The organism is Archangium gephyra, assembly GCF_049060025.1.
Taxonomy (GTDB): Bacteria; Myxococcota; Myxococcia; order Myxococcales; family Myxococcaceae; genus Archangium; species Archangium gephyra_A.
In genome coordinates, this window is record NZ_JBMEQQ010000002.1 from 2,126,027 (window position 1) to 2,146,725 (window position 20,699).

General features: G+C 71.6%; 12 protein-coding genes. 4 read left to right on the forward strand and 8 right to left on the reverse strand.

The features are described 5' to 3' along the window. The first annotated feature begins 116 nt into the window (after window positions 1-116). Window positions 117-1,343 carry a sensor histidine kinase gene (locus ACN28I_RS09200; RefSeq protein ID WP_420941704.1) on the forward strand — a complete coding sequence of 409 codons (1,227 nt, stop codon included), beginning with the start codon at window positions 117-119 and terminating at the stop codon, window positions 1,341-1,343. Window positions 1,344-1,349: 6 nt separating this feature from the next. On the opposite strand, the gene ACN28I_RS09205 is transcribed toward ACN28I_RS09200, so the two are convergent. The 6 genes from ACN28I_RS09205 to ACN28I_RS09230 all read right to left on the reverse strand — a co-directional run bounded on the left by ACN28I_RS09205 (window position 1,350) and on the right by ACN28I_RS09230 (window position 11,013). Further along, window positions 1,350-3,944, reverse strand: coding sequence for a hypothetical protein (locus ACN28I_RS09205; RefSeq protein WP_420941705.1), 2,595 nt, complete (start codon window positions 3,942-3,944; stop codon window positions 1,350-1,352). Between the two features lie 540 nt (window positions 3,945-4,484). Next, window positions 4,485-6,368 (reverse strand): hypothetical protein, encoded by a 1,884-nt coding sequence (locus tag ACN28I_RS09210; RefSeq protein WP_420941706.1) that lies wholly within the window; start codon window positions 6,366-6,368, stop codon window positions 4,485-4,487. 43 nt (window positions 6,369-6,411) lie between these two features. Then, complete coding sequence (locus ACN28I_RS09215; RefSeq protein ID WP_420941707.1) at window positions 6,412-7,404, reverse strand: FecR domain-containing protein; 993 nt, start codon at window positions 7,402-7,404, stop codon at window positions 6,412-6,414. Further along, window positions 7,401-9,254 (reverse strand): ATP-binding protein, encoded by a 1,854-nt coding sequence (locus ACN28I_RS09220; protein WP_420941708.1) that lies wholly within the window; start codon window positions 9,252-9,254, stop codon window positions 7,401-7,403. Before ACN28I_RS09220 ends, ACN28I_RS09215 begins: the two co-directional genes overlap by 4 nt. 218 nt (window positions 9,255-9,472) lie before the next feature. Continuing rightward, on the reverse strand, window positions 9,473-10,462 hold the full coding sequence (locus tag ACN28I_RS09225) for a hypothetical protein (RefSeq protein WP_420941709.1): 990 nt from the start codon (window positions 10,460-10,462) through the stop codon (window positions 9,473-9,475). A gap of 29 nt (window positions 10,463-10,491) precedes the next feature. Continuing rightward, complete coding sequence (locus tag ACN28I_RS09230; RefSeq protein ID WP_420941710.1) at window positions 10,492-11,013, reverse strand: hypothetical protein; 522 nt, start codon at window positions 11,011-11,013, stop codon at window positions 10,492-10,494. Between the two features lie 314 nt (window positions 11,014-11,327). Between ACN28I_RS09230 and ACN28I_RS09235 the strand changes: the two genes are divergently transcribed. Then, the gene (locus tag ACN28I_RS09235) at window positions 11,328-12,308 is read left to right on the forward strand and encodes a PKD domain-containing protein (RefSeq protein WP_420941711.1); all 981 of its coding nucleotides are present in this window, start codon (window positions 11,328-11,330) and stop codon (window positions 12,306-12,308) included. Between the two features lie 114 nt (window positions 12,309-12,422). Continuing rightward, entirely contained in the window at window positions 12,423-15,509 is a 3,087-nt protein-coding gene (locus tag ACN28I_RS09240; RefSeq protein WP_420941712.1) for a cyclic nucleotide-binding domain-containing protein, read from the forward strand. Here the strand turns inward: ACN28I_RS09240 and ACN28I_RS09245 are convergent. Further along, a complete protein-coding gene (locus ACN28I_RS09245; RefSeq protein ID WP_420941713.1) occupies window positions 15,451-16,611 on the reverse strand; it encodes a hypothetical protein in 1,161 nt (386 codons plus the stop codon). The genes ACN28I_RS09240 and ACN28I_RS09245 overlap by 59 nt on opposite strands. Before the next feature lie 272 nt (window positions 16,612-16,883). Here ACN28I_RS09245 and ACN28I_RS09250 point away from each other — a divergent pair, with 272 nt between their 5' ends. Continuing rightward, entirely contained in the window at window positions 16,884-18,455 is a 1,572-nt protein-coding gene (locus ACN28I_RS09250) for a bifunctional metallophosphatase/5'-nucleotidase (RefSeq protein ID WP_420941714.1), read from the forward strand. Between the two features lie 85 nt (window positions 18,456-18,540). Here ACN28I_RS09250 and ACN28I_RS09255 read toward each other — a convergent pair whose 3' ends face one another. Beyond that, complete coding sequence (locus ACN28I_RS09255; RefSeq protein ID WP_420941715.1) at window positions 18,541-20,562, reverse strand: ELWxxDGT repeat protein; 2,022 nt, start codon at window positions 20,560-20,562, stop codon at window positions 18,541-18,543. Between the last annotated feature and the right edge of the window lie 137 nt (window positions 20,563-20,699).

Below are 20,699 nucleotides of genomic sequence, written 5' to 3' on the forward strand. Positions count from 1 at the left end.
GCCTTCCCCTGAATGTCCTGGAGCCCGGATTGAGCTTGCTCCCTTGCGTCCCAGGCGAGACGACCTCAGTTTGTCCCACCCTCTGGAAATACTCAGGGGGTGGGAGACAGACACCCATGAGAACCACTGCCCATCCCGCTCCCGAGTCCGTCCTGGTCGTGGACGACGAGCCGTCGCTGCGCACCATCCTCTCCTTCATCGTGCAGCGCACGGGGGCCATCCCCGTCCTGGCCCCCGACGCGGCCACCGCGCGCCAGCTCGCCGCGAAGCACACCTTCGCCTGCGCGCTGATCGACAAAAACCTGCCGGGAGAGAACGGGCTGGAGTTCCTCAAGTGGCTGCGCTCGGTGCAGCCCGGGTGCAACGCCCTCATCGTCACCGCCTACGGCAACGTGGACAGCGCCATCGAGGCCCTGCGCCTGGGGGCCTTCGACTACCTGCTCAAGCCCTTCGAGGTGGATGCGCTGGCGCACCGCCTCAAGCTGGCGCTGGAGCAGTACCGGATGCGCCAGGAGCACGAGCGCATGCAGGCCATGCTGGTGCAGGCGGATCGGCTGGCCTCGCTGGGCCTGCTGGCCGCCGGCGTGGTGCACGAGGTGAATACGCCCCTGGCCTACGTGCTCTCCAACCTGGACTGGCTCGAGGAGGAGCTGCCGTCGGTGCGCGAGGGCCTCCAGCGCCAGTCGCGCGAGGGCTCGGGCCCGGAGCTGGGCAAGCTGGCCGCGCGCCTGCAGGCGGTGGAGACCACCCTGCACGACATCCGCGACGGCGCCGAGCGCGTGCGAGACATCGCCCGGGACGTGAAGGCCTTCGCCCGCAACCCGGATGACTCGAGCATGCTGGTGGATCTGCGCGAGGTGCTCGAGGCGGCGCTGAAGATGGCGCTGGTGCACATCCGCTTCCGGGCCCGCGTGGTGCGCGACTACCAGGACGTGCCGCTGGTGCGGGCCAACGAGGCGCGCCTGGCCCAGGTCTTCCTCAACCTGGTGGTCAACGCGGCCCAGGCCATCCCCGACGACGGGTGCGAGCATGAGATCCGCGTCCGGCTGTGGACGGGCCCCAACGGCGAGGCCTGCGCCGAGGTGGGGGATACCGGCATGGGCATCCCCGCCGAGAACATGGCGCACCTCTTCGAGCCCTTCTTCACCACCAAGCCCTCGGGCGAGGGCACGGGGCTGGGCCTCTTCATCTGCAAGTCCATCGTCGAGGCCTTCGACGGCTCCATCACCGTGGACAGCCACCCGGGCCAGGGCACCACGTTCCGCCTCGCCCTGCCGCCGCACGTGCGCGCCTCCCGCTCCGCCATGCCGCTGGAGGAGCAGGCGATCGCCGTGGCGCAGTGAGCCGGCTCAGTCCACCAGCCGGTAGAGCCCCGCCGGCCCGGTGCCGTTGCCGGCGGTGAGGTAGACGGACCCGGTGCCGAGCGCCTTGCCATCGAAGAGGCGCGTGGCGCCCGCGCCCAGCCCGTTGCCACCCAGCCCCTCGCACCCGGTGGGGAACTGCGCGGCGGAGCACCGCTCCTTGCCGAGGAAGTCTTCCCGGCCGAGGGGCGCGGGCGTGGCGGCGCGCATCACCACCACGCCCCGTGACGCATTGTCGAAGCCCACGTAGAGGGCATCCGCGGTGGCCACCAGGAGCGAGATCGAGACATTGTCCGCGTCGTTGAACTGGGTGAACAGCGTGTCCCCGGCGGAGTTGGGGGCCACGAGGGACCAGTCCCCCGGGTCGCAATCCAGGGTGGCGCCCGTGCGCTCCGGACCGCACACGAAGAGCTGCGGCCCCCTCACTCCCGCAGTGCTCGTGGTGTTGCGCGCCAGGTAGAGCTTCCCCTGGAACACGGCGAGCTGCGGCACGGCCTTGTCCCCCGGCTCGAGCTCCGCCGTCTTGGACGTCGTCCGGCTGGTGCGCGAGCTCCAGGCCGGAAGCGAGGGCGTGCACGGAGCCCAATCCCCCGGGAAGGAGCTGAAGGAGCGCGGCGTGGGCGTCGTCGAGCGGACGCACCCGCCGTTGTTGACCGCGTAGAGGCGATCATTGAACCCGGCCAGGGTGTCGATCATCTGCACGGCGGCGTTGTTCTTCGGGGTGCCGCCCGAGCCGATGCCGGGCATGTCGTCGGCCTTCAGGTCCTCCACATCCGTGCCCGAGGAGGCGTCGTAGCCGGGATCCGCCGTGGGGAACCGCTTGACCACGAGGAGGTAGGGCCGGCTGCCGCCGGTGTCCGGGAAGCCGAGGTAGAGCCGATCCCGGAAGAAGAGGGCCGAGGAGAAGCCCCGCGTCTGTCCGCCGAGCAGGGCGGAGAGATCCAGGTAGCGCAGGTACATGGTGTTCAGGTCATCGGTGTCCTGGCCCAGGTAGACGTAGTCCAGGTCTCCCCCGCTCCTGGCGCCGCCAATCCCCAGCCACTCCTGCGTCCCCACGCGGCCGGAGAAGAAGAAGCCGCGGCCATCCTCGTTGTCCGGGCCGCACGCGGACGTATTGGCCCTGCAGCCCGCCGCGCCGATGGAGGGATAGGGCGCCGTGGAGGTGTTCTGGCTGGAGTTGCTCGTGGTGTCCTTGTGCACGAAGAAGCCGAAGCTCTGGCCCCCGAGCCCGTCCAGGTCCACGCTCACGCCCCCGGTGCCGCTCTTGTTGGGGCCGACATAGACGCGGCCGTCGTAGCCGAGGACCTGGGCGAAGGGTGAGCCGTCTCCGAGGGGATCCGGGAGCAGTTGCTCCACTTCGGGCAGGATGGAGACCTCGCCCGAGGAGATCAGCCCGGTGGCCACGGGCGCTTCCGTGTTTCCGTCCCGCCCAGCCGCCTCCGAGCGGAAGGACGCCTTGCCCACCTTGGTGGCACGGTACTTCCAGGTGAAGGTGGTGCTGGCCCCACCCGCGAGCTCCACTCCCACGGAGGAGGGGGCGCTGTGGAGCTCCACCACGTTGCTGCTCGACTCCGGGAGCGAGGGATTCACCCCCAGGGCCACGGCGCTCCCGGTGTTGCGCACCGTCAGCGTCACGTCGAAGGTGTTCCCCGGTTTGATGCCGGAGGGAGTCGAGAGCGTGGCGGTGAGCGACGCGGGCCGCTGCGCGCTGAGGGTGGAGGAGCTGACGAGAGGAAGCGTCACCGGCGCCCCGTCCGTCTGATCCATCCCACGAGCCGCCGTATGGAAGACGCACCAGCCCTCCGCCCGGGCGATGACGCGCGCGCGGAACACCGCCGTTCCCTTTCCGGGGAGGAGGTCCACGCGCTTCGGCCACGGCTCGGTCCCAGGCACCAGCTCCGGCGCGCAGGTGCCCGTGGCACCCGCTCTCTCGAGCACCACTCCGAGCAACGCCGAGTCTCCCCGGTTGGTCACCTCCAGCTCGATGATGAACTCCTGCCCCAGGCTGACCCTCGTGGGCAGCGACAAGAAGCGCCCCGTCAGCTCCGCGGGCAACTGCACGGCGATGTCGGCCGAGCGGGCTTCCGGAGAAATCACCTCCGCGCCACTGAAGTCATCACGGCCCGCGGCGCCCGCCTGGAAGGCCAGGGTGCCCACGCGGCCGGCGACATACTCCCATTCGAACTCGCGGCTCTCTCCGGGCAGGAGGTCCGCGCTGCCCGGCGTGGGCCCCGACACGTCCACCGCCACGGGCCCCGTGGGCACGGGCTTCCCCGGCACCACTCCGAGCGCCGCGCTCTCTCCCGTATTCGACACGCGCAGGGAGATCTTCACCCGCTGCCCCACGTTGATCACCTGTGCCGGAGGCAGGAACGAGGCGGCGAGCACCGTGCGATGGCGCATCCGCAACGGCCCCACCTCCACGGCGGGTGCCCGCAGCTCCGAGCCCGTCAGCTCCTCGCGGGCCTGGGCCTCCACGGTGAAGCGCACGTCTCCCGGCGCGGCCGCCCGGAGCTCCCACTCGAAGGACGCGCTCCCGCCCACGGCGATGTCGGCGGGCGGGGGCTCCGAGAGGATCTCCACCCTGCCCTCGCCCACGGGCTCAGCACCGGCGTGACGCCGAGCGCCACCGAGTTCCCCGTGTTCTCCACCTTCAGCAGCAGCCGCGTCCGCTCCTCCACCGAGAGCCGCTCCCGCTCCAACCGGGCCTGGGCATCCAGCCGCGCGAGCGGCACCTCCGAGGACAGGTAGGCCCGCGGCAGCTCCACGCGCTTGCCCAGGGGCCCCGCCACCGTCAGCGCGTGCCAGCCTGGCGCGAGTCTTCCGGGTACCCGGGCTCGCAGCGTGCGCACATCCACGAACGTGACGTCCTCGAGCGCCACCTCGCCGAGGAAGGCCTCGAAGCGTGCATCCATCGTCACCGGCGTCCCGCTGCCAATGTGCTGGGTGGCGAGCGGCAGGAAGTTCTCCCCCTCGATGACCACGGACACCGGCTCCGTGTTCATCCCCCAGGCGGGCACCAGGCGCTGGGGACGCGGATCATGCGCGACGCCCGGAGCCTCGGTACAGGCGGCCCCCAGGACACACAGCGCGAGGAGCGGGAGAAGCCGAGGAAGGGCACGATCAGAAGAGCTCAAGGCGATACCCCAGGTGGAGACCGCCGCCCCACAGCGCGCCACGCAGCACGCGCAAGGACGGATCATCGAACCAGCTCACACGCGCCTCGAGAAAGGGCTGCCCCTGTCCCAGAGGGAGGCCCACGCCCACCAGCGCCTGCGCGCCCAACACCCACGTGCCCTCCTCCAGCACGGGCCCTCCACTCCACGCCACGCTGCTGCGCACCCGGACCAACGACGGGCCCGCCGCCACCCAACCCTGGAGCCCCTTTTCCCGCAGGGTGCGCCCCCCCACGGCCACGGTGGTGTCGAGCCACTCGTTGCGCCCGGTGAAGCCTGGCGCCGCCGGGCCCCCCGTCCGCGAGAACCCCAGGTACCCGGTGTCGAGCATCAGCCCCAGGAACGGCCATTGGCGCAGCGGCCACACCTCCAGCCGCAGCCCCGCGGACGGCGCCACCACATCGCCGAGGTTCGTCACCAGGCCCGCGCGCGGCGCCACCACCAGCACCGGACGGCGGCGCAACAGCGAGAGCGTTCCGCGCCCGTGCACCCCGCCCACCCGCACCTCCAGCTCGGAGAGGTGGTCCGCGTCGGCCGCGGGCGGCACGTACCGCAGCTCGTACGTGCCCGGCGCCTTCGACAGGAGCGTGCTCGCCAGCTCCCGGGCGAGCGCGGCCTCGGGCCGGGGCTCGCGCACCGGGTTGCCGAAACGATCCTCCACGGAGATGCGCCAGACGGCCTCCGATTGGCCATCCGCCATGAGCAGTGGCTGCAACGGCTCCACCTTCACCCGCGCGGGCCCGGCGGGGCGCAGCTTCAGCGTCCGCGTCAGCACGGGAGCCGGGGTGCCCTCCGCGAGCAGCCGCAGCTCCACCCGCTCCCGTGTCCCGAAGCGCGGCGCGAAGCCGAGCACCCCGGCGTACTCTCCCGGTTGACGCTCGGTGAGCCCTCCCTCTCCCGCCAGATCGGACTCGAGCCGCAGTCCGGCACTCGCCGGGTTGCCGGCCGCGTCCCGGGCGGACACCTCCACCGTCACCCGGACTTCCTCGGAGGCCACGAGCTCCTCGTGGTCCACCCGCATCTCGAAGTGCCGCGCCGGGCCGGGCACCGCCACCAGCCGCACGCTCACGGCCCCCCGCTTGTCCCCCGTCACCGAGCCCTTCAGCTCCAGGCTCCCCGCGGGCCCCGGAGGCACGGTCCACCGCAGGAGGAACACGCCCGGCTCCAGCTCGGCCGGCGCGCTCACGGTGCCGCGCGACACGGAGAAGGCCCCCGGGCGGGGACGCACCCCCGCGGGATTCAAGGAGTAGAGGCGGATGGCCACCGTCTCCTCGCGATCGGCCCGCACCTCGCGGCGCTCGGCGACGGCGTGCAGGAAGGGCTGCGGTGGCACCCCGAGATCGATGCGCCTCTTGCCGAAGAAGGCCTCGTGCACTCCGGGCGGCACCTTCACGGGGATGCGCGCCCGGCCTCTCGCGTCCGCGAGGACCGACCCGAAGGGCTCGCTTCCCACCTGGAGCGTGACGGGAGCGCCGGGCCGGGTGCGCACCTCGGCCACGCCCTGGCCCCACAGGGGCAACACCGACCAGCCATCGAGCGTCCCCTCCTGTCCCCGCGCCAGCGCGACGAGGATGACCTCCAGGGGGACGCTCTGCCGGGGCGGCACGTAGGTGGCACGGAAGACGCCCGGCTTCACCTGCGTCACCGGCCCCACCTCACCCAGGCTGGCGAACAGCTCCAGCCCGGTAGCCTGCGGATCCAGCTCGATGCGAACCTCGGCCTCGCTGTCCGCGCCCAACAGCAGATGCCCGGGGACACACTGGATGCGGATGCTGCCTCGCGACGTGCGGGCGGCGTCCGCCCCCACGGCGAGGAGGGGCCATACGGCCACCAGCAGCCCTACCAGGAGTGACCTCGGGCACGAGCTCATGGCTTCAGGGAGCCCCGCCCCAGCGGAATTTCACCGAATCGGCCTGACGGGTTCCGGAGCCCCGGCGAGCGGGGCGGCAGGCCATCATCATCTCCCGGATCTCTCCACCCGGCTCCCTCGCCACCACCTTCACCTGAGCGAGGCCCTCGCGGCGGGGAACGTCCGCCCGGAAGGAGCCGTCGCTGGAGACGAGCGTGGGCTCGCCTTCCACGAACACCTCCGTGCCCACGCGCACCTTCCCCGAGAGCGAGACACACAGCGAGTCCTGGGCGGAAGCCGTCGACGCGACCTTCAGCAGCACCTCCAGCGGGATGGGCTCCGGGTCGAGCGGCCTCGCGCCCTCGAACACCACCGACTGCTGCCCGGCGCCGATCTGCACGGTGACGCCCGCGGACGACAGGTTCACCGAGCCGCCCCGGGTGGCCACCGCCACCATGGCCCCGTTGCGCAGCATGGTGAAGCGCGCCGCCCGCGTCTCGGCCACCGTGCCGTTCTCGCTGTGCACGCGCAGCACGCGGTCCTCCCGCCCGTGGTAGTCCACGTCGATGCGGCCGCGCTGCAGTTGGATGGTGTGGACGGCGCGCGTCACCTCACCCACCCGCACCTCGGAGCGCTCCGGGATGGACAGGCGCGAGGCCTCGTCCCCCACCTTCAGGTCCACCCGCGCCCCGGGGCCGGTCCGCACGGAGTCGTCGGGAGCGAGCTCATGCCCCACCCGCAGTGCCTCCCACTTCCCGTCGTGGGTCCACTCCACCGAGCCCACCACCTCGACGACGGTGGCGCGCACGTCGGGGATGACGGCCGGGACGGGCAGCGGCGCGGGGGCGGCGGGCACGGCGGCGCCGAAGCGCTCGAAGAAGAACCAGCCCCCCATGGCCAGCAGGGTCACCAGGCACAGCCCGAGCGCCAGGGCCCGGCCGAGTGAATCCCGTGGGGGGCTGGCAGGGCGCGGGCTGTCCACGCGCGGTGCTTCCTGGCTGCCGAGGTCGTGACTCATGCGAGGTGTGCCTCCGCGCTCGCCGCGGGAAGGATGATGGTGATGGTGGTGCCCTGCCCCGCGTCGCTCTCCACCCGGATGCGGCCATGGTGGGCCTCGACGATGCGGTGGGCCACCGACAGCCCCAGCCCCACCCGCCCGGGCTCGTCCTTGGTGGTGAAGAAGGGATCGAAGATGCGATCGCGCATCGTCTCGGGGATGCCCTTGCCGGTGTCCTTCACCGAGAGGCACACCGCGTCACCCTCCACCGCCTCGAGCCCCACGGAGAGCGTGCCGCCCGAGGGCATCGCGGTGAGGGCGTTCTGCAGCAGGTTCGTCACCACCTTCTGGAGCTGATCCGCGTGCCCGAGCACCTGGGGCACCTGCTCGTTCAGCGCGCAGGACAGGGTGACGCCGCGCGACTGGAGTTCCTCGCGCACCTCGTGGAGGGCGGCCCGCACCGGCTGGGCGGGATTCAGGGGACGGCCCGCGCCCGCTCGCTCCTGCTCCGCCATCTGGCTCAGCTCCCGGATGATGCCCGCCATGCGGCGCGCCTGCTCGAGCGCCATCGTCAGACTCTGGCCCACGGTGGAGGTGGCGGGCACCTCCTCGCGCGAGAGCGACAGCAGGCCGAGGATGCCGGTGAGCGGATTGTTGAGCTCGTGGGCGATGCCGGCGCTGAGGGAGCCGAGCGCCGCCAGCCGCCGGGTGCGGGAGATCTGATCCTGCGCCTCGCGGAGCTGCCGGGTGCGCTCGTCCACGCGCTGCTGCAGCTCCTCGCTCCAGCGGCGCAGCTCGGCGTCGCGCCGTTGCAGCTCGCCGGCCATGTGGTTGAAGGAGCGGGCGAGCAGCCCGAGCTCATCGCGGCCGTCCTCGGAGACGCGCTCGCCATAGCGGCCCTCGGCGAGCGCGGCGACGCCCTCGGAGAGCCGGGCGACGGGCTGGCTCACGCCCCGGGCGAGCACGAAGCCGAGCACCCCGGTGGCCGCCAGCGCCATGAGGGCCCAGAAGAACGTCGAGCGGCGCACGTGCTCGGCGGGTGCGAAGGCGGCGCTCGCATTGCGGCCCACCACCGCGCCCCAACCGAGATCCGGCACGGGAACGAAAGCGGCGAGGTACTCGGAGCCCTCCACCCCGCGCACGGTGCGCACCACGGGCTCGCGCCGGGAGAGGCCCTCGGCCACGAGGCCCCGCTCCTCCTCGCTCAGCGAGCCATGCCCGTGCGCGGAGACCACCGGCGCGCCCTGGGCATCCACGATGAAGGCCAGTCCATCCTCCCCGGCCAGCTCCGCCACCTGGCGCTCCAGCTCGGCGAGCGACAGCTCCGCGAGCAGGAGGCGGGAGGCGTCCTCGCCGGTGCGCACCGCGAGCGCCACGCGGCCGCCAGCGCCAGCCGTCTCGGGCATGCGGTACGGAGGGCCGATGGCGGCGCCGGTGGAGAGGGCGTCCGGCACGGGCGCCTGGCGCGAGAAGAGGGCCAGCGAGGACTTGGTGACGGGCTGCCGGTTGCCACCGCCCTCGGGGGTGAACACGGCGTCACCGATGCCGCGGCCCTGCGTGTCCACCAGCATGAGGAGGTTGAGGGACCCGATCTGGCGCAAGGGGATGCTCAGCACCTCGTGGGCATGCTCGGGCTCGAGGCTCTCCAGCGGGAGGTATTCAGCGGCGAGGCGGAGGTTGTCCACGCCCGTGAGGACGAGCTGGCGGCAGGAGCGCGCGAGCTCCGTGCCCGCCTGGGTCTGAAGCCCGCCCACCAGGCGATGCAACTCATCGCGGTTGGCGCGAAAGGACAGCCCGCCGAGAAGCAAGACGGGCACCACCCCCACCAGGGCCAGCACGAGCATCAATCTCGAGACGAAGCGCACAGGCACGACCACTCCCCTGTCCAGCAGACGCGAACGATTCCAGCACAGGGAGCCGGGACGGATCCGACCCGGGTGTGGTGTGACGTCTCGCCGTGAACGCGCACGGGCGCCGGGAGTTGGGAGGAGGACGCTTCCGCTCAGACGGTGGGGAGCCTACGCACACCGGAGAGGTGCTCCACCCCGGTTTGGGCAAAGCGCCGGAGTGAAGTGCCCCCCCCCGGCCCTCAGTACACGACGAGCGGATGCGGGGCGTAGTAGCCGACGATGGTGAGCACCGGCAGCTTGGGCGCGTCCTCGTCATCCCCCTCGCCGCCGGAGGTGACGCGCAGCCCGTCGAAGCGCGCGAGCACGACGAAGTCCTGGCCCGGCGCGAAGAACGGATCCGCCTTCTGCAGGCGGCCGAGGGCCTCGCGGCCGGTCTCGTCGGTGACGTTGTCGAAGCGCTGCACCGTGGACGAGCTCACCTCCTGCTCGCTGGTGGCGATCTGCCCGCCCAGGTTGGACGGACCGAGAATCCCCACGTTCCCGCCGACCGCGCCGGAGTGCACCTTCACCGAGTCCTTCCGCGTCGCGTAGCCCACGGCCTGCTCACGGGCCACCGAGCCCATTCCCTGCTCGACGAGCCACACCGTGGGCTTGTCGTCCTCGCTGCGCACGTCCGCCACCTGGGCACGCAGCAGCAGGTAGCGGCCCTTGTACATCTCCGGCTGCGCCACGGCCGCCGACAACCCGAAGATGGGCACCTTGCGCGCGTGCAGGATCTGCAACTCACCCTCCACGCTGCCGCCGCGCCACGCCACCACCTGGGCGATGACCTGCGCCGCGTCCGGCCGCACCCGCAGCTCCTCGGCCCACGCGTCGCTCAGCAGCGCGTTGAGCAGCGTGAAGTGGGTGCGCTCGACGCACGACTTCAGCGCCGACCAGGCCTCGTCCCGGGACGTGGCCAGCAGCCTGCGCGCCGCCACCTCGCACTGCGCCGGGGTCGCGTAGCGCGCGCCGAAGGCCTTCTCCTCCGGCCTCGAGGGCACGGGGCCGGGGTCGGCCCTCGCCGCCCGGCGTGCCGGCCGCTCCTCCGCCAGCATCCGCCCCGGCGGCGCCTCGTCCACCGTCGTGTGCGTGTGCCTCGACGAGCCACACCCCACCACGGCCACCGCACACAACAGGGCCGCGCCCGAACGCGTGGCCACCTTCGTCAGCTTCTGGAAGACAGACATGTTTCCTCGCTCCATCCCGCCGGTTGCCACTACAGCGACCCCGAGGCCTGGGACGAGCGCCGGGCCTGGTGCTTCACCGGCCTCGAGTCGCCGGTCGTCGTCCGGGAGGCCGGCATCACCAGGGAGCACGCCTCGCCGCACTGGTTGGCCAGACACGCGAGCGCGGCCCCACCCACCTCCTGGCGGGCCACGTTCTCGTGGCAGCGCTCACCCGTCCCCGGGCAGCCGCGCTTCTCCGCGCACTGGCAGCACGCCGAGGCCACCGTCGCCATCATCGCGGTGTCCTGCAGCACCTGGGACAGTTGCCGGTAGCACGTCCGCGCGGCCGGCGCGAAACGGCCCTTCGCGTCGATGACGGGCATCTTCCCGTCCAGGCCACACGAGTCCTCCGCGGCGTCGGCGAACTTGCGCTCGCACTGCGTCACGAGGTTCTTGTCCGCCGCCACTCCCGAGGGCGGCTTCGCGGCCTGCACGCACAGCGTGTGGCCGATGTCCTTGAGGGAGCGGACGTTGCCGGCGGACTGCGCCTGCACATCCGTGGAAGACGTCACATCGGCCTCGAAAATACATTCGCGGCCTGTCCGCAGGGTCTCCACGGTACAGGCCCAGGCCGTCGGCGATTCGTCGGCATGCGGAGGCGCGCCCAGGGCGCCGGGTGGCAGCGCCTGGGTGGCGCCGTCAGGAGACGAACAGAGAAGGGCAAGAAGTACGGCGGTGATCATGATGCCCCCAGCGTAGGACCAACGCGTCACATACTCAAACAGGCCCGGGGCGGCAGGCAACCATGAGTTTGCCTCATGCACGCTGGCCATCACTGACTAGCTTTGAATGGCTGTAACGAGACGGTGCGCCGGAGGGGGGGGCCATGCTGTCTTCCGTTGGCAAGCGTGCTTTCGCGGGGCTTCTGCTCACCTGTGTCCTCATCTGTTCATGCGACGCGCCCGTCATCCTCAGGGCTCCCGCCGCCCTGCCCGGCCAGGTCGAGGGCCCACTCCCGGTGAAGCTTTCCATCCAGGCGGTGGATCCCGCCGGAGGCGCGCTCACCTACACCTGGCAGCAGTTTCCCGAGTCACCCGCCGGGACGTTCAGCGACGCGGCCTCGGCCACGCCCACCTGGCTGGCACCGGTGGTGAAGAAGCCGACGGCCTTCACGCTGCGGGTAACGGTGATGGACAGGAACGGGGGCACGGTGCAGGCCGAGGTCCAGGTGCAGGTGCGGCCCCCGCCCCGGGGCCGCAATCGCGCGCCGGTGCTCTCCGGGGCGCCGGTCGTCTCTCCCGGGCCGGCGAGGGCCGGAGACACCCTCACGCTCTCGGTGCGGGCGGAGGACGCGGACGGAGATGCCCTCACGTACCTCTGGCGCCAGCTCGGGCCCGGCCCCCAGGGCACCTTCGTCTCGGGGCCCGAGGGGGCGGACATCTCCTGGTTCTCCCCTCCCGTGGGGAGCGGGACGGCCTTCACCTTCGAGGTGCTCGTCTCCGACGGCCGCGCGGCCCCGGTGCGAGGCACGGTGACGGTGCCGGTGTCCGTGCCGCGCTACGCCCAGGACATCCAGGTGCTCTGGGACTCGCTGTGCACCACGTGTCACGGCCGGAGCGGCGGGTTGGACCTGGCACCGGGCCGGAGCCATGCCGCGCTCGTCGGGACACCGATGCTGACGCGGGCGTGCTCCCAGTCCATGCGGGTGGCGCCCGGCGACGACGGCGCCTCCGCGCTGATGATGAAGCTGACCGGCACGGACTGTGGCAGCCGCATGCCGCGCAACGCCCCGGACCACTTCGATGCCCACCCGGGGGAGCTGGTGCGCATCCGCTCCTGGATTCTCGGCGGCGCGGCGGACGACTGACGTCCGGTGGTGAGCACTTCACGGGAAGTCAAGCCCGCCTGCCTGCTCTCCAGTCGTGAGGCCCTGCGCTTCATCATGGAAAATCCGGTTTTCGACAGATAGACTGCGCTGCCCGTGGCAGCCCAAGAGTCACAGTCCTGGGGCCACCGACTGTGGCCCGCGGCGACGTTCCAGTTCGCCCTCATCGCTGGCGTGACGCAGCTCAAGACGGCTGCCAACGCGCTCGTCTTGTCGCGCTTCGAGTCGCAGACGATGCCCTACCTGTACCTGGTGGGCGCGTTGCTCGTGGCGACGCTGACGCTGCTGCCGCGGCGGGAGGCGGACGCGCGCAGCGAGTCGCTCAGCGTGCTCACCGGGGTGGCCGGGCTGGTGGTGCTGGGGCTGGCCGCGGGCGTGTCCATGGGCCAGAGGATTCCGGCGCTGGTGCTGTACCTCTTCGTGGACGCCTTCACCACGGTCATCTCCCTGCGCTTCTGGGGGCGGATGGCGTCGGCCTTCGACGCCCGCGAGGCCCGGCGGGCCTTCACCGCGCTCAACGGGGTGGGCATGGCGGGAGGCATGCTGGGCGGCCTGCTGGTGCAGGGACTCGCCGAGCGGCTCGGCACCGCCTCCATCATCGTGGGCGGCGCGCTGTCGCTCTACGCGGCGGGCGTGGCCTTCCACTTCCACCACAGCGAGGCGCCGCAGCCCATGCGCGCCCGGCACCTGGCCCCGCCCGTGGCGGCCTGGAAGTACCTCGCCACCAGCAGCTATGCCCGGGTGCTGGCGGCGCTGGGGGTGAGCTTCGCGGTGCTGTCCTCCTTCGTGGACTACCTCTTCCGCCTGCGCGTGGAGCGGACGCTCAGCGAGGACGGGCTGGCGGCGCTCTTCGGCTCGTTGCAGCTCTGGATCGGCCTGGTGTGCGTGCTCTTCCAGCTCCTGCTGGCCGAGCGGCTCCTCAAGCGGCTGGGGCTGATGAGCTACCTGGCGCTGCTGCCAGCGGCGATGGCGCCGCTGGCGGTGGCCTCGCTGCTGACGAAGGAGCTGTGGCCGGTCCACCTGCTGCGGCTGCTGGAGAACGCCGTCAACTACTCGCTGCTGCCGGTGGGCGTGCAGCTCTTGTACGCGGCGGTGCCGGACGAGGAGCGCGAGGCGCTGCGCGGCGCGGTGGACGGACTGCTGCGCAAGGGCGGCACGATTCTGGCCGGCGTATTGCTGATCGGCGCGGGCCGTGCGGCCGACGGCATCACCATGGCGCTGGTGGTGGTGGGCGTGTGCGGACTGCTGGGCGTGCTGCTGCTGCGCCTGAAGCCGGCCTACGTGGAGGCGCTGGGCGAGCAGGTGGGCGCCCACGGCGAGGACGACGAGGCGCTGGGCCGCGAGGATCGCAAGCTGCTGGTGGAGGCGCTGGGCTCGAGCGCGCCGGACCGGGTGCTGCACTCGCTGGAGATGCTGGCGGAGGAAGGCCTGCCGCTGCGGCCCCACCTGCCCGTGCTGCTGCACCACACGCACGAGCGGGTGCAGGAGCGCGCCGTGGCCCTGGCGCTGGAGCTGGGCGCCACCGAGACGGCCCCGCTGCTGGAGCAGTTGGTGACGCAGGGCGCGCGGCGTCCGAGGGACAGCGCGGTGGGGGCGTTGGCGAAGCTGGCGCCGGAGCGGGCGGAGGTGCTGCTGCCGCCGCTGTTGCAGAGCCCGGACGTGGGGCTGCGCTGCGCGGCCGTGGGGGCGCTGCTCACCACGAAGTGGCACGCGGCGGCGCTGGTGTCGCTGGGGGCGCTGACGGCCCGGGGCGCGCAGGCGCCGGTGTCGGATCGCCGCGAGGTGGCGCGGCTGTTCGGACGGCTGAAGGATCCGAGCTACACGCCCATGCTGACGCCCTACCTGAACGATCCGGACAGCTCGGTGCGGCGCGTGGCGTTGGGCTCCGTGGGCGAGGGCGGCTACGTGAAGCTGGCGCCCCGGCTGCTCACCTTCCTCACCTGGCGCGAGGAGCGGCGCGAGGCGCGCGAGGCCCTGGCCGCGCTGGGGGACGAAGTGACGCCCCTGCTGGAGGCGACGCTCAACGATCTGACGGCGCCGCTGCCCATGCGGCTGCAGGTGCCGCGGGTGCTGCGCCTCATCGGCACGCCGGGGGCGCTGCACGCCCTGCTCTTCTCCAACGTGCGCGACGATGCCCGGCTGCACTTCCGCATCGGCGCCGAGATGTCGCGCCTGCGCGATGAGCACCCGGAGCACCCGGTGGACGAGGACCGGGTGCGCGAGGCGCTCGGCCGGCGGCGCGAGGTGTACCGCGCCCTGGCGGAGCCCTTCCGAGATCTGCGCGCGGAGCTGGGAGAGCACTCGCTGCTCACCCGCGTGGTGGGCGATCGGCTGGATCAGGCGCTGGAGCTGTCCTTCTTCCTGCTGGGCCTGCTGCACCCGCCCCAGGTGATGCGGCGCGTGCACCAGCAGGTGGCGGGACAGGACGCGCGGCGGCGGGCCTACGCGCTGGAGCTGCTGGAGACGCTGACGAACGAGGAGGACCGGGCGCTGGTGCGCGAGCAGGTGGAGTCGCACCACCGGGATCTTCCTCCGGGCACGACGGGCCAGTTGGAGGCGCATCTGGCGTGGCTGTGCCGCAGCGAGGATGTGGTGCTGCGCGCGTGTGCGCGCTACGTGGCGGGCCGGATCGGCATGGATCTGCCGCCCCCCCAAGAGGGAGACATGAGCCAGGCGACGGTGCAGAAGCTGTTCCTCCTCGAGGAGGTGCACGTCTTCTCGCAGAGCGACGTGGACGACGTGGCGGCGGTGGCGGCGATTGCCCGCGAGGCGCGCTTCCGCGCGGGCGAGCGCGTCTACAGCCAGGGGGACCCGGGAGACGCGCTCTACGTCATCATCGAAGGCGCGGTGGACGCGATCAGCAACGGCGAGCACGTGCTGCGGATGCGGGCCAAGGAGACCTTCGGCGACGTGAGCCTGCTGGACGGTGCCCCCCGCCCCACGGACGTCGTGGCGGTGCAGGACACGCGGGTGCTGGTCATCGACCGGCGGGACTTCCTCGATCTGCTCGCGGACCGTCCGGAGCTGCTCACGGGCTTCTTCCGCGCGGTGACCCAGCAGCTCCGGGCCGTCATCAACGCGTCCGACCATCCGCCGCTGAGCGGAGCGCATCCGGTGTTGAACCTCACGAAGGAGGACCAGAGCCCTCCCCCGGAGGAGCAGAAGCGGCCCCTGACGGGCTAGGCGGACCCCCGGCCACGAGCAGATGGGCGGCGGCCACGGGGATGAAGGGGCGCAGGAAGCACTTCACCAGAGGCAGCGCCGCGAGCCCCCGCACCACCGCGAGCCCCGCGAGGCCCCACGGCCGCCGCTCCACGCTGGCGGCCGGGGAGAACACCTCGCGCGTGTGGTTCGTCCACATCGAGCCGTAGCGCCCCAGCAGCGGGAGACGCGCGGCGAGCCCAGGCCAGCCGCGCAGGAACCAGGGCTCGCGCGCAGCCTGCTCGCTCCAGGCCAGGGCGCTCTTGCTCGCGGTGAAGACGACGAACCACCAGCCGGCCCACAGGGACATCAGCGCGGCGAAGAGCTCTTCCCTCCAGGGCAGGGGCAGCGTGACGACCCAGAGCACGGGAGCCCCGAACGCGAACACCACGAAGGCCCGCCAGCGCTGCTTCATCTTCCTGCGCAGCCACGGCAGGTTGAGCCGGACGCGCGGGGTGAGCGGCTCGTCCTCCGGCGCCACTCCGGTGCGCAGGCTCACCTCGCGCTCGAGCACCGTGTGGAAGTCGCGCGACAGGGCGATGACGATCCACTGGGCGATCTGCAGGGAGGAGAACAGCGCCGCCCAATAGACGGCCTGGTAGACGGTGCGCTTCCTCTCCTGGCGCTCGGCCTTCTCGCCCTCGGCCTTCGCCGCCTCCCGCGCCGCCCGCCGGCCCTCCTCGGCCGCCTGGGCCTCCTTCAGGGCCTGCTCCACCTGGGCCCGCACCTTCTCCGGATCCGAGCCCGCCATTCCGGCGATCGCCGCCGCGCTCTCCGCGACCTTCTGGAACTGGCGCGCCCGATTCATCCGGGCCTCGGCCTCCTCCACCGCGGCCTCCACCTCCGCCAGCCGCCCCTCCACCTCCTCGCCCTGCTGCTCCTTCCAATCCTCGGGCACGACCGTCTCCGCCACCTCCTTGCCCGAGCCCGTGAACAGCACCGCCAGCCCGACGATGGCGGCCACCTGGAGCACGCTCACCGCCAGGTAGCGCCTCCGCAACTCCCGGTCCGCCCACAGGCTCCGCACCAGGTGGAACGGCAGGCAGAAACCATGGACGAGCTGCCCCAGCCGGTTCACTGGCAACGGAACACTCCGCTGGTGGAAGTGTCCGGCACCCCGACGCACGTCCGCCCACACAACCCCCAGCCACTGCTCGCGAGCGGTGACCGGTCCGGGCTCGGGGCTCCCCCCACCCTGCTGCTGCTCTGGAAGAGGCAGGGCGTCCTTCTGACGGTTCAACACACCCGGAAGGCTAGCACGGCGGACCTGCCCCGGCGGGGGGTGCCCTTTTTGGCGACCTGGGGGGGGAGGTGTGGTATTCGCGCGGTCGTATCGCCAACGAATTCGGAGCCCTCATGCATCGCGAGTCCGTTATCAACGGTGTGGTGGCCTTTGCCCTCCTGGGCGCCCTCACCGGTTGCGAGAAGAATTCCGCTCAGGAGACCCCGCCCGCGCAGACGGCCCAGCCGGCGCAGGCCCCCGCGGCCCAGCCCGCCTCCAAGCCCACGACGGTGACGGTGCTCGTCACCGGCAGCCCCAATGGCCAGTTGCTGCCCACCCCCTCCGCCGAGGGTGAGAAGCCGGCCACCGGCGCGGCGGAGCTGCTCGGCTGGTGGGCCGCCAAGGAGAAGCACTGCCCCGGCCAGCTCAAGGATGGCCAGGCGCCCTGCAAGGACGCCTCGACGCTGGCGCTGGCCATCGGCGACGCGTGGAACGGGCCGGCCATCTCCTCCTTCTTCTATGGAGAGACGACCTCGGCGGTGATGGGCCGCATGGGCTTCGCCGCCTCCGCCCTGGGCAACCACGAGCTGGACTACGGGCGCGAGCAGTTCCAGAAGAACGTGAAGGCGGGCGGCTTCCCCTTCCTGGCGGCCAACCTGAAGGTGAAGGACGCGGCGCTGGCCAAGGACTGGGAGCTGCCGGGCTTCGAGCTGTTCGAGCGCCAGGGCCTGAAGATCGGCGTGGTGGGCCTGACGTCGCCCAAGACGGTGCCCACGGCCATGTCCGGGCGCGCCGAGGGCCTGGAGGTCCTCCCCGACGAGCAGGCGCTGACGAACGCGGTGGGCGAGGCCCTGAAGTCCGGGGCGGACACGGTGGTGGTGCTCGCGGACGAGTGCCCCAGCGATCTCCAGGGCGTGGTGGGCAAGCACCCCGAGTGGAAGGTGTCGCTGGTGGCCGGTGGCCGCTGCGCCCAGCCGGTGAACACGAAGGAGGGCAACACCACCTTCGTGTCCCTGGGCCGGGGCTTCGACAAGTACCTGCGCGCCGCCTACACCTATGACGCCTCCAAGCCCGAGGGTGAGCAGGTGACGGGCGTGGAGGTGACGATGGTGGACGTGACGGGCGGCGAGGGCGCGCCGGCTCCGGACGCCGACACCGCGAAGATGATCGCCGACTTCAAGGCCAAGCTGGATCAGGCCCTCGGCGAGCAGATCGGCGTCACGAAGAAGGCCTTGGAGAAGGACTCCAAGCAGCTCGCGAGCTGGGTGACGACGGCCATCCGCGAGCAGGTGGGCACGGACGCGGCGGTGCTCAACCGCAAGGGCTTCCGCGAGGGCCTGCCCGCGGGCAAGGTGACCAAGGGCAGCGTGTACTCGGTGCTGCCGTTCGAGAACTCGGTGATGGTGGTGCAGGTGAAGGGCGCGGATCTGGCCCGTCAGCTCGCCAACCCGGAGGCGGTGTACTCGGGCTTCACGTCCGCCGGAAAGGGCAAGTTCAAGGACGCCAAGGGCAAGGCGCTGGATCCGAAGAAGGAGTACCGGGTCGCGACGATCGAGTACCTCTACTTCGGCGGTGACGGCTTCGAGTTCGAGAAGCTGGACCCGGAGCCGGAGGAGACGGGCATGTCGTGGCAGACGCCCGTCATCGACTGGACCAAGGACAAGGGCACCACCGACGCCAAGCCGCTGGACAAGCTGATCAAGTAATCCGCCGTCCGCGGAAGCCACGGGGCCCGGTCACCCTCCTCTCGGGGGTACCGGGCCCTCGTGTTTCCAGTGACTGCGTCAGTCCCTACTTGGAGCCACCGGACTTGCGGCGGCGCCCGGCCAGCATCGACACGGCCGTCAGGAGCGCCCAGCCGGAGAGCACCCCGGGCGAGGACGCGCCGCAGCCGCAGCCGCTGTCCCCCTGGGGCTCGTAGTCGCGCCGCACCTTCACGTCGAACGAGCAGCGCGAGACGTTGCCGAAGGTATCGGAGGCGGTGACGCGGACCTTGGTGACGCCCACCACGAAGTCACTGCCGGGCGCGGGCTCATAGGTGATGGCCGGCTTGGAGACCGCGTCGGTGGCCTCCGCCCGGAAGTCCACCTTCGCGCCATACCGGTACTTCCTCCAGACCTCCATGTCGCGCGGGCAGGTGAGCTTGGGCGCGGAGGTGTCGCTGACCACCACCTGGAACGAGCAGCTCGACGAATTGCCGGACTCGTCGGTCGCCGTGGCGAAGACCGCGGTGCTGCCGATGGGGAAGTCGCTGCCGGAGATCTTGCTGTAGCTGATGCTCGGGAGCCCGGGCTTGTTGTCGCTCGCCGTGGCCATCCCATACGTCACGGGCGCACCCGCCGGCCCCTGCGCCTCCATGTACATCCGGGCCGGGCAGACGAGTTCCGGCGGGGTGCAGTCGTTGAGCACCCAGGGCTCGGCGCCGTCGGTGCCGTCGTCGGTGACGAAGAAGACGCGCGGGCCCACGGGAGTGAGCCACGAGGGCGACGAGGAGCCGGGGCCGGGAACGATGTCGTGGAGCAGCGCCGTCCCCTCGCGGGTGCCATCGGTGGACCAGAGCTCCCGGCCCTCCTCCGCGGTCTCCGCGCTGAACAGCACCTTGCCGTCCACCACGGTCAGCCAGAAGGGCGCCGCGCTGTCGCGGCCGGGGCGGATGTCCTCGACCAGCACCGTGCCGGCCACCGAGCCATTGCTGCGCCACAGCTCGAAGCCGCTCGCGTCGTCCCAGGCGGTGAAGAGAAGCTGGCCGTTGAGATTCGTCAGGAAGCGGGCGTTGCTCGACTCCTTGACGATGTACGTGCCCTCGCCCGTGCCATCACTGCGCCACAGGGAGCCGCCCGCCCCCGACACGAAGAAGACCTGCCCGCCCACGGGCGTCAGCGCCATGGGGGACGCGGCATACTCGGAGACGCTCCGGGCCAGGGTCTTCACCCGCCCCGTCCCCGGTGCCGAGCCGTCGCTCTTCCACAGGTCCCACTGCCCCGCGTAGGGCGATCCGGCGAAGAAGTAGAGCGTGTCACCCGACACCGTCAGGCTCTGGATGATCTGCTCGCCGGGATCGCTCTCGATGACCCGGACGGACGCCATGCGCTCGGTGCCCTCCGGCGTGCCGTCGCTCTTCCACAGCTCGGCCTCGTGGGGCCCGCCGTCGGCCGCGAAATAGAGCGCGTCCCTCAGCACGGCCAGCGAGGTGATGCCCGCGCCTCCGGCACCGGGGACGAGATCCTTCACCAGCACCGTGCCCTCCGGCGTGCCGTCGCTCTTCCACAGCTCGGCGCCATGGACGCCGTCATCGGCGACGAAGAACAACGTGTCACCCAGCGCCGTCAGCAGGGTGATGCCCGAGTCCTCGGGGCCGGAACGGAGATCCTTGACGAGCACGGTGCCCTCGGCCGTCCCATCCGTCTTCCACAGCTCGCGGCCCAGGCCCTCGCCCTTGGCGGTGAAGAAGAGCGAATTGCCAGCCACCGTCAGCGAGCGCGGCTCCGAGCCCGTCGAGCCCGGAAAGACATCCGCCACCCGCTCCGTGTCCGACTCCCCTCCCCGGCTCTTCCACAACTCCAGACCGCTCGTTCCATCGTTCGCGGCGAAGAAGGCCGTCTTGCCCAGGACCATGGGCGGCTGGACGTCATAGTCCGGGAAGGAGCTGGCACCGCCCGAGGCAATGCCCTTCACCATGGTGACGGTACGGCAGGCGGCGGGATCCACCACGGGAGAGGGAGAGTCGAGCGCGGCGGCCGTGAACGGGGTGCCCGCCGCGGCCAGGGCGCTGATGCATAGCAGTGAAGACACACCGGTCCAGTACCGACGCATGGTCCACCTTCCTGTCTTGAGAGGAGCGGATGAGAGGGGGCCGTACACTGTGCATCCGCTCCAACACGACAAGCCGCGCTCCAGGACGAGAAAGGGTTTCTGTGCTGCACAGCGCATTTCCCAGTCGGAGGGCGAAG